The 9,262-nt window shown below is 63.4% G+C and carries 9 protein-coding genes; all 9 read right to left on the bottom strand.

Annotated elements, in window-relative coordinates:
- Window positions 1-38: 38 nt before the first annotated feature.
- The 9 genes from ADADOO_RS09790 to ADADOO_RS09750 all read right to left on the bottom strand — a co-directional run bounded on the left by ADADOO_RS09790 (window position 39) and on the right by ADADOO_RS09750 (window position 9,024).
- Complete coding sequence (locus ADADOO_RS09790) at window positions 39-1,100, bottom strand: ComEA family DNA-binding protein (RefSeq protein ID WP_511277114.1); 1,062 nt, start codon at window positions 1,098-1,100, stop codon at window positions 39-41.
- Window positions 1,101-1,319: 219 nt separating this feature from the next.
- Complete coding sequence (locus ADADOO_RS09785; protein WP_511277113.1) at window positions 1,320-2,651, bottom strand: citrate transporter; 1,332 nt, start codon at window positions 2,649-2,651, stop codon at window positions 1,320-1,322.
- Window positions 2,652-2,797: 146 nt separating this feature from the next.
- Window positions 2,798-3,067, bottom strand: coding sequence for an RnfH family protein (locus ADADOO_RS09780; protein WP_226498334.1), 270 nt, complete (start codon window positions 3,065-3,067; stop codon window positions 2,798-2,800).
- Between the two features lie 11 nt (window positions 3,068-3,078).
- A complete protein-coding gene (locus ADADOO_RS09775) occupies window positions 3,079-3,750 on the bottom strand; it encodes an electron transport complex subunit E (protein WP_511277111.1) in 672 nt (223 codons plus the stop codon).
- A gap of 9 nt (window positions 3,751-3,759) precedes the next feature.
- Complete coding sequence (gene rsxG / locus ADADOO_RS09770; RefSeq protein WP_511277109.1) at window positions 3,760-4,365, bottom strand: electron transport complex subunit RsxG; 606 nt, start codon at window positions 4,363-4,365, stop codon at window positions 3,760-3,762.
- A 1-nt stretch (window position 4,366) separates the two neighbouring features.
- Window positions 4,367-5,464, bottom strand: coding sequence for an RnfABCDGE type electron transport complex subunit D (locus ADADOO_RS09765; protein ID WP_511277108.1), 1,098 nt, complete (start codon window positions 5,462-5,464; stop codon window positions 4,367-4,369).
- Window positions 5,461-6,957: an electron transport complex subunit RsxC gene (gene rsxC, locus ADADOO_RS09760; RefSeq protein WP_511277106.1), complete on the bottom strand. Its 1,497-nt coding sequence runs from the start codon at window positions 6,955-6,957 to the stop codon at window positions 5,461-5,463. Before rsxC (ADADOO_RS09760) ends, ADADOO_RS09765 begins: the two co-directional genes overlap by 4 nt.
- Window positions 6,958-6,976: 19 nt before the next feature.
- Complete coding sequence (gene rsxC / locus ADADOO_RS09755) at window positions 6,977-8,488, bottom strand: electron transport complex subunit RsxC (protein WP_511277105.1); 1,512 nt, start codon at window positions 8,486-8,488, stop codon at window positions 6,977-6,979.
- A gap of 8 nt (window positions 8,489-8,496) precedes the next feature.
- Entirely contained in the window at window positions 8,497-9,024 is a 528-nt protein-coding gene (locus ADADOO_RS09750) for an RnfABCDGE type electron transport complex subunit B (RefSeq protein WP_511277103.1), read from the bottom strand.
- Between the last annotated feature and the right edge of the window lie 238 nt (window positions 9,025-9,262).

Below are 9,262 nucleotides of genomic sequence, written 5' to 3'. Positions count from 1 at the left end.
CCGGCCGATCGCGGCGGGGGCAAGCCGCTCGTTTCAGATTACAGGATCATCTTGTCGCGCAGCGTGGCCAGCAGCTTGGGACCAACGCCCTTGACCTTGCCGAGTGCATCGAACGATGCATAAGGACGGCCGGTGACGATCGCCTTGGCCACGGTTGCGGTCAGGCCCTTGATGGCGAGCAGTTCAGCCTCGCTGGCGGCATTGACGGAAACAACCTTGGTAGCCGGAGCCTTGGCGGGTGCCTTGCTTTCCTTGGCAACCGGCTTTGGCTCGGCTTTGGCCTTTACCTTAGTGGTTTTTTCCTTCGGTGCCTTTTCCTTCGGCGTTTCTTCCTTGGCGGCAGACTTCTTTGCAGCGGCCTTGGGCTTTGCCTTCTTGGCCGGGGTATCAAGGGCCAGATTGCAGTAGTCGCGGGTCACGTAACCGGTCGGGCCCCATTCGCGCAGCATCAGGGTCAGCACGCCCGGACCTTCAGGGGCAGCGGCCGGAACGACAAAATTGCAGTCGGTCAGCGCATTGCCACCACCCAGCACGCCGAGGATCATGCTGGCGACCGGGATACCCTGCCAGCTTCCGCCGGCATAGGGTTCATCGAGCGCCCACACTTCGAGGGCCAGGGTGCCGCTCAGATTGTCTTCGGCGCGCGGGTTTTCGATGGCATCGACGGTCAGCGTAGCCATGCCGTCGGCCAGTGCGCAGGTCACATTGCCCGACAGCTTGGGCTGGACGAAGCTCTCGGCGACCGGATAGACGGCCAGATCGACGACCATCGGCAAGCCGTTGTCACCCCAGCAAACCAGCGCCAGCGCCATGTCCAGCTCGTCGCTACCAGCCGGTGGCATGGCGGCAACCGTGGCGGTCAGGCTCTGATAACCGGCGGCCGGATAGACGGCCAACTCTGCAACCTTGACGCCCGCCAGTTGCTGATCCGGAAAGCCTGACACGCTGCTCCACAATTGCAGCGCCCATTGCGATGCGGCACTCAGCGCGGTATCGGAGAAGGTCAGTTCGGCATTGATCTGGACGGAATCGCCATCAAAGCAGTAACCGTGCGTTTCGCCAATGTTGGCCAGGGCGTTTCCGGAAATGTCTTGCGTCATAAATTGATACCTGTTCTATCGATTCGGGAGACGCATTATATTGCCTCTTTTTCGTTTTTTATCATGTAGTTAGTATTGTTTTTTTGGCACTGGAATGGTGCACGAATTTCGTCAGTTTTTGTCGCAAAACCGACACATGAAAAAAGGCGACCAGAGCCGCCTTTTTCATTTTTGGCCATTTTTCCCGGTTGACCGTAGCAAACCCGGATGACCGCGAGATTACTGCGCCGGGGCCGGAACCGCCGCTGGCGCTTCGATGGCGACCGGCTCGACCGCTTTCTTGTGGCCGGCATCGGGATGCCAGCCGAGCACCGCCAGCATGACCATGAAGCCGGCCACATAGGCAACGACGACGTGCCAGCCGTGCTTGAGCCACTGGCCAGCCGACTTGGCCTGCGGATACATGTTGGACAACGCGACACCGGCCGACGAGCCAAACCACAGCATCGAACCACCGAAGCCGACGGCGTAGGCCAGGAAGCCCCAGTCGAAACCGCCCTGACGCAGGGCCAGCGCGGTGAGCGGGATGTTGTCGAAGACAGCGGAGACGAAGCCCAGTGCGAAGGCCGACTGCCAAGAAGCCGGCGGCAATTCTTCAACCGGCATCATCGAGGCACAGAGCACGAGCGAGAGCAGGAAGATCGAGCCCTTGATGGTTTCCGGCAGCAATTCCCAGTCATGGCGGCGCACCGGGATGGTCAGGATGATGGCCAGCCAGACGGCGACACCGATGAACGGGAAGTGCTCGGCCAGCGCCGGGAACTTGACGTTGATGGTGATATTGGTGGCGACGGCAAAAACCAGCATGGTGGCGACGATGAAGATGCGTCCCCAATCAATTTTGGCGTTGCTGTGCGCGTTCTTGATGATTGGTGAATAGGCGTGCTGCTGCTTGGCGCCAAAGTAGCCGATGATGAGCAGCGCGACGCCGGCCGCGACATAGGCATCGAACACCTGTCCCGGGCTGATGCCGTCGATCCACATCATGGTTGTCGTTGTATCGCCAACCACCGAACCTGAACCGCCGGCATTGGAGGCGGCGACGATGGCGGCGAGAAAGCCGATATGCACCTTGCCCTTGAACAGTTGGTGGGCCATGGCCCCGCCGATCAGGGCGGCGGCGATGTTGTCGAGAAAGCTGGAAATGACGAAAACCATGACCAGCATGACGAAGCCGCCCTTCCAGTCGTCCGGCAGATACTTCGGCAGGATCACCGGCACGTGGCTCTTTTCGAAATGGCGGGCAAGCAGCGCAAAGCCGGTAAGCAGGCAGAACAGGTTGGCCACCGTCACCCACTCATGACCAAGCAGCCCCACGAACCCGGCAACGCCGACACCGGTCTTGAAACCGGTGAAAATGATCTTGTACAGGCTGATCGTGAACAGCCCGGTCAGCGCGACATATAGGGTGACATGGTGGAACAGCGCGACGCCGAGCAGGGTCAGGCCGAAGAGGATGAAATCGATGGGGATACCGCCAACGCTCGGCAAGGCGTCGGCCGCAAAAGCGGAAGCGGGTAGCAACAGAAGTGCGGGCAATAAACGAAGCATGGCTGTTCTCGTGGATGTTGAAATTCTGGTTATTTTTGCTGCTAAGCAGCCCGAAGAAACGTCTTTCAGGATGCGTCCTGACCGGCAAACGACGCCATTGTCGACTGCCTGAGTCCGGTTTTCAAATTCGGATTATCCCGTAGGGCTCAATCGTCGGCCATGTCCTTGCGCGGCACGGTTTCCGGGTCGGCAATGATGCCCCGGTAGATTTCGACCCGATCGCCCGGTTTGAGGGCGGCATCGAGTTTGACCAGGCGCCCGAAGACGCCGACTTTCTGCGCCGTCAGGTCGATATGCGGGAACTGCTTGAGTATGCCCGACCGCTCGATACCCTCGGCTACGGTCGATTCGTCGGGAACTTCAATATTCAGCCAGATTTGCTGGCCCGGTTCGGAATAGGCAACACCGATCTGCATTGTTTTTCTCCTCAGGCCGTAGCCAGTTCAGCTTTTTGCGCCGCGCGTTCGTCCATGCGCTGTTCCATCACCCGTTTGCCGGCCAGCAAAAAGCCGAGAATGGCGAAGCCGCCCGGCGGCAGAATCATGAGCAGCGCACCGCCGTAACCGGGCAGTTTCATTTCAAGAAAGGCGAAGGATGGCCCAAGCAGGTTGGACGCCTGCGCGAATAGCGTGCCCGAGCCGAGGAATTCGCGGATCAGGCCGATAAAGGTCAGGGCGCCGGTAAAACCCAGGCCCATGGCCAGCCCGTCGACCGCCGAGGCAGCAACGCCGTTCTTGACGGCAAAGGCCTCGGCCCGGCCGAGAATGGCGCAATTGACCACGATCAGCGCGATGAACAGGCCGAGCACCTTGTAGAGATCGTGCATCCAGGCATTCATCGCCATATCGACGACGGTAACCAGCGTCGCAATGAGCACGACGAAAACCGGAATCCGGACCTGCGAACTGACCGTGTGGCGAATCATCGACACGAGAATATTGGAAACGACCAGCACCGCCGTCGTTGCCAGCCCCATGCCGAGACCGTTGGTGCCGCTGGTGGTGACCGCCATGGTCGGACACATGGCCAGCAGCTGGGCGAAAACGACATTGTTTTCCCACAGGCCATCCTTCATCAACTTGCCATAAGAATCGCTCATCATCCGCTCCTAGCCCGAGATTTCCGCTTTGTGGGCGGCGAAGAATTCCAGCCCGCCCTTGACCGCCTTGACCACGGCACGCGGCGTGATGGTCGCCCCGGCAAACTGGTCGAAGACCCCGCTATCCTTCTTGACGCCCCATTTTTCCGGGGTCGGATCGCCCAGCGACTTGCCGTCAAAATCCCTGATCCATTTGTCTTTCTTGACCTCGATCTTGTCGCCCAGGCCGGGGGTTTCGGCGTGTTTCAGCACACGCACGCCGAGCGTCTTGCCGTCGGCATCGACCGCCATGAGCACCTGGATGTCGCCGGCATAGCCGCGTTCGGCTACCTTGAACAGCGCCGCCTTGACCACCCCGCCCTGCCGGGCGCGGTAGATGGTTATCGTTTTTTCGCCTTTTTTCAGGTCGACCGTATCCTTCAGAAAATCGTTATCGGCCATGCCCTGCGGCAGCACTTCGGCCAGTGAATCGCGCAAGTCCTTGGCTTCGGCAGCGGCGATGGCATCGCTGGTAGCGCTTGACGCCCAGGCCAGGGCCCCGCTGGCGAGCAAGGCGAAGACGCCAAGCAGGATGGGCTGGTAGGCGATCTTTTCGCGGAAAGATTCAAAATTCATCTCAGGCCTCTTTCGTTTCCGGAATATCGAGCGGCTTGCCCTTGCGGTCGCGGCCGAGGACACGCGGCTTGATGAAGCGGTCGATGACCGGTGTCAGCGCGTTCATCAAGAGCACCGCAAAGGCCATCCCCTCCGGGTAGCCGCCGTAAGTCCGGATAACCCAGGTCATGAGACCGATGCCGAGGCCGAAGACTATCTGTCCGCTGACGGTATTCGGCGACGTCACGTAATCCGTCGCGATGAAGAAGGCGCCAAGCATCGCCGCCCCCGACAGCAGGTGGGCCGAGACGCTCAGGTAATGCGTCGGATCGACGCTGTGGCCGATGGCGGCAGGAATTGCCAGCCCGGCCAGCACGGCAGCCGGCGTATGCCAGCTGATGATGCCAACACCGATCAGATAAAGACCACCGCCCAGAATGAGCAGCGAGGCCGATTCGCCGAAACTGCCGGAACGGGCGCCGATCCACGACAGCACTGGTGCATGGTCGCCGGCCAGTGAATGCAGCAAGTCGATGCCGCGCGACAGCTCGGTCTTGGTGTAACCGAGCAGTGAAGCGCTGGCCATGGCATCAGGCTGCGGCAGGCTGGTCAGGAAAATACGCAGGCCGTCGATGAAGTCGGGCGCCGCCAGCGAAGTCAGCGGCAGCGGATAGACCCACTGGGTGAGCGGCACCGGGAAGGAAACGAGAAGCGCGACGCGGGCGACCATGGCCGGGTTGAAGACGTTCTGCCCCACCCCGCCGAACACCTGCTTGCCGATCACGATGGCGATGAAACCGCCAACCACCGCCACCCACCACGGTGCCCAGGGCGGCAAGGTCATCGCCAGCAACCAGCCGGTGAGCAAGGCCGAGCCGTCGAACAGGGTGGCCTTGATGCGGGTAACGCCCATCATCTTCAGCGCCAGGGCTTCGAAACCGAGGCAGGAGAGGATGGTCAGCAGCCACAGGAAGAAGGCCGGCCAGCCGAACAGCCAGAAGCCGTAGAGGGTGGCCGGGACCAGCGCCATCTGGACGCGGAGCATCGTGCGGGTGACCGAGTTGCCGCCGTGGGCGTGCGGCGAGGCGATGGGCTGGGCGGTAAGAGCGCCGGTGTTCATGCGAGTTCTCCTGATTTGCTTGATGCTTCCATGGCCGCCGCTTGTTGGGCGGCGCGTTCGGCCTTGCGCCTTGCCGCTGCCTCGGCTTTCTCGCGACTTTCCCTGTCAAGGCGCTCCTGCCGTGCATTGGCCAGCTTCCGGGTCGACTCGGAGCGCAACTGGTTGCGCTGGCGGGCCGATAGGTCGCCCTTGGCGTGATAGAAATACTGAACCAGCGGAATATGTGACGGGCAGACGTAGGCGCAGCAGCCACAGGCGATGCAGTCAGCCAGCCCGAGATCGACGGCCCCGTCGAGATCATCGTTGCGGATATGGGCGCTCATTTCCAGCGGCAGCAGGCCCATTGGGCAAGCCTTGATGCAGGAACCGCAGCGGATGCAGGCCTCCGGCTCGAATGCGGCCGCTTCGCGGGCATCGAGCAGCAGCACGCCGCTGGTGCCCTTGACGACCGGAACCCGGGTCTGCGGCAGAATGCTACCCATCATCGGCCCGCCCATGACCAGCTTGGCCACCTCGCCCTGGACGCCGCCGGTGAAGGCGATCAGGTCGCTGACCAGGGTACCGAGCGGCACTTCGTAGTTGCCGGGCATCGTCACCCCATTGCCGTTGAGTGTGATCAGCCGGCTGATCAGCGGCCGGCCAAGGCAGATGGCTTCATGCACTGCATAGGCCGTACCGACGTTATGGACGATCACCCCGACGTCGGCCGCCCGCGCATCGGAGGGCACCTCGCGGCCGGTCAGCTCGACGATCAGCTGGCGGTCCGAACCCATGGGATAGCGCGCCGGGACAACCACGACGACGACTTCGCCGTAGCCCTCCGCGGCTTCGCGCATCGCGGCGATGGCTTCCGGCTTGTTGTCCTCGATGCCGACCTTGGCCACCCGAGCCCCCGTGGAAATGAGCATCAGGCGGATACCGGAAACGATCTGTACCGCACGGTCACGCATCAGCCGGTCGTCGCACGAAAGGTAAGGCTCACATTCGCTGCCGTTGATGATCAGCGTGTCGATGTGCGAGCGGCGGCCGAGGTTAAGCTTGACCGACGAAGGGAAAGTTGCCCCCCCCAAGCCGACGACCCCGGCCGCCGCGACCCGTGCGGCGATCTCGTCCGGCGCCAGTGCGTAAGGGTTGGTCGGCCGTTCCACATCGACCCAGCACTCCTCGCCGTCCGGATCGAGCGTGATGGCCATGGCCGGGAGCCCGGAAGCGTGAGGTGCGGTAATTTCGCTGATGGCCGTAATCCTCCCGGAAGTCGGCGCGTGCAGTGGGGCTGAAATGTTGCCTTGGGCAGCGGCGATCAACTCGCCTTTCAAGACTTTCTGACCGACCAGAACGACCGGCCGCGCCGGGGCGCCGACATGCTGCGACAGCATCAGGTGCAGGCGTGGCGGCAGCGGCAGTCGGCGCACCGGCTGTTCGGAGGCCGGTCGCTTGTGATCGGCTGGATGGATGCCCCAGTGATTGCCAAGGAAGGTTTTGAACAGGTTCATGAACCCCATCGCCGGCTCCCTAGCTCACCGACTCAGTTTGCGCTGCTGCCGCCTTCGCCGCCGCAGCCGCCTCCCGCTCGGCCTTGCGCCTGGCATTGGCCTCTGCCTTCTCCCGCGCCTCCCGCTCCAGCCGTTCCTGCCGCTGCTGAGCCAGTTTCTTGGTCGCCTCGCCGCGCAGCTTGGCCCGGTCCTGCGCCGCCAGCTCGCCCTTGGCATGGACAAAGTACTGGACCAGCGGAATCTTCGACGGACAGACGTAGGCGCAGCAGCCGCAGGCGACGCAGTCCTTCAGCCCGAGATCGATCGCCTCGCCGTAGGCCTCGTTGCGAATGCGCGAACTCATTTCCAGCGGCAGCAGGCCCATCGGGCAGGCCTTGACGCAGGAACCGCAGCGGATGCACGGGTTCGGTTCCTGCTCGGCGACCTCGGCCGCATCGAAGGCGAGGATGCCGCTGCTGCCCTTGACCACCGGCACGCGCCAGTGCGGAATCTGCATGCCCATCATCGGCCCGCCCATGACCCGGCGGGCGAGGCCCAGACCGTCGCCCTTGAGGCCCCCGGCGAAGGCGATAACTTCTTCGGCCAGCGTGCCGACGCGCACTTCGATGTTGCCCGGATTTGCCGCGCAATGGCCGTTGACCGTGACGAGACGGGAAATCAGCGGCCGGCCGTCGCGCACGGCGGCACGCACGGCGAGCGCCGTGCCGACGTTATGGACGACGACGCCGATGTCGGCCGGGCGGCCGTCGGCCGGCACCTCGATGCCGGTCAGCACCTGGATCAGCTGCTTCTCCGAGCCCATCGGGTAGCGCGCCGGGACCGGGCGAATGTGCACCGCTTCGAATTCAGCGGCGGCCGCCTGCATGGCGGCGATGGCTTCCGGCTTGTTGTCCTCGATGCCGACCAGCGCGACCTGCGCCCCGGTGGCGTGGAGCATGATCCGGATGCCATCGACGATGCCAGCGGCGGCGTCGCGCATCAGCCGGTCGTCGCAGGACAGGTAAGGCTCGCACTCGCCGCCGTTGATGACCAGCGTCGTCACCTTGGCGCGCGAGGCGCCGATCAGCTTGACGGCCGACGGGAAGGCGGCGCCGCCCAGGCCGACGACGCCGGCCGCGGCGACCCGCTGGCCGATTTCGGCCGGGTCGAGCGCGAAGGGATCGGCGCAGCCGTGCAGCTCGCACCACTCGTCGGCACCGTCGGCTTCGAGGATGATCGCCGGCAGCGTCAGGCCGGAGGGGTGCGGCGCAGTGATTTCGGTGACGGCGGCGATGGTGCCTGAGGTCGGGGCATGAATCGGCGCCGAGACCATGCCCTGCGCCTCGGCGATCAGCTCGCCCTTCTTGACCTGCTGGCCGACCAGCACGACCGGCCGGGCCGGGCCACCGAGGTGCTGCTGCAGCGGCAGGTAGAGCCGGGCCGGGACCGGCATGACGCGCACCGCCTGGTCGGCGGCCGGGCGCTTGTGGTCGTCCGGATGCACCCCCCAATCGTTGCCCCGGAAATGCTTGAAGAGGTTCATGAAACCCATGTCTTGTCTCACGCGGCGAGGGGTTTTGGCATCACCCAATGTTGCAGGGTGACCGGCACCGGCTTCATGACCAGCGCTTCGGTCGGGCATTTCTCGATGCAACTGGAGCAGCCGGTGCAGGCTTCGCGGAAGACGTTATGCACCTGCTTGGCGGCGCCGATGATGGCGTCGGTCGGGCAGACCTTGCTGCAGCGGCAACAGCCGATGCACAGTTCCTCGGCGACCATCGCGATCTTCGGCCCGTCGTCGGCCATCGCCGAGAGATCGACCGAGAGGCCGAGCTTGGCGGCGATGGCAGCAGCCAGCGATTTGCCGCCCGGCGGGCAGCAGGTCGGCGCCGCGCTGCCGTCGGCAATCGCCGTCGCGGCGCCGGAGCAGCCGGGGAAGCCGCACTGGCCGCAGTTGGAACCGGGCATCATGGCGATCAGTTCATCGACCAGCGGGTTGCCCTCGACCTGCAGGAACTTGTTGGCGACACCGAGGATGATGCCGAGTGCGGCACCGAGGACGGTCAGGCTGAGGATGGCGGCGATCATTTGATGTTTTCTCCCTTAGGGAAACGCAGAACAACTCCGTTCGCCCTGAGCCCGTCGACAATGCTCAGGACAGGCCTGTCGAAGGGCAGTTCTCGCAAACTCAGGGGCTTCGACAGGCTCAGCCCGAACGGTGGGGAATCAATCAACATTTCTTAAACATTGAGACCAGAAAAGCCCATGAAAGCCAGGGCGAGCAGGCTGATGGTGACGAAGGAAATCGGGGCGCCGGCGAAGGCGC

Origin of the sequence: Azonexus sp. (genome assembly GCF_036170495.1) — a bacterium.
Taxonomy (GTDB): Bacteria; Pseudomonadota; Gammaproteobacteria; order Burkholderiales; family Rhodocyclaceae; genus Azonexus.
This window is presented reverse-complemented; position numbering and strand designations above follow the sequence as displayed.

What these genes read in the sequence shown, in the direction of transcription:
- ADADOO_RS09790 (WP_511277114.1), bottom strand. Translation starts at nt 1,100, where the DNA reads ATGACGCAAGACATTTCCGGAAACGCCCTGGCCAACATTGGCGAAACG.
- ADADOO_RS09785 (WP_511277113.1), bottom strand. Translation starts at nt 2,651, where the DNA reads ATGCTTCGTTTATTGCCCGCACTTCTGTTGCTACCCGCTTCCGCTTTT.
- ADADOO_RS09780 (WP_226498334.1), bottom strand. Translation starts at nt 3,067, where the DNA reads ATGCAGATCGGTGTTGCCTATTCCGAACCGGGCCAGCAAATCTGGCTG.
- ADADOO_RS09775 (WP_511277111.1), bottom strand. Translation starts at nt 3,750, where the DNA reads ATGAGCGATTCTTATGGCAAGTTGATGAAGGATGGCCTGTGGGAAAAC.
- rsxG (WP_511277109.1), bottom strand. Translation starts at nt 4,365, where the DNA reads ATGAATTTTGAATCTTTCCGCGAAAAGATCGCCTACCAGCCCATCCTG.
- ADADOO_RS09765 (WP_511277108.1), bottom strand. Translation starts at nt 5,464, where the DNA reads ATGAACACCGGCGCTCTTACCGCCCAGCCCATCGCCTCGCCGCACGCC.
- rsxC (WP_511277106.1), bottom strand. Translation starts at nt 6,957, where the DNA reads ATGAACCTGTTCAAAACCTTCCTTGGCAATCACTGGGGCATCCATCCA.
- rsxC (WP_511277105.1), bottom strand. Translation starts at nt 8,488, where the DNA reads ATGGGTTTCATGAACCTCTTCAAGCATTTCCGGGGCAACGATTGGGGG.
- ADADOO_RS09750 (WP_511277103.1), bottom strand. Translation starts at nt 9,024, where the DNA reads ATGATCGCCGCCATCCTCAGCCTGACCGTCCTCGGTGCCGCACTCGGC.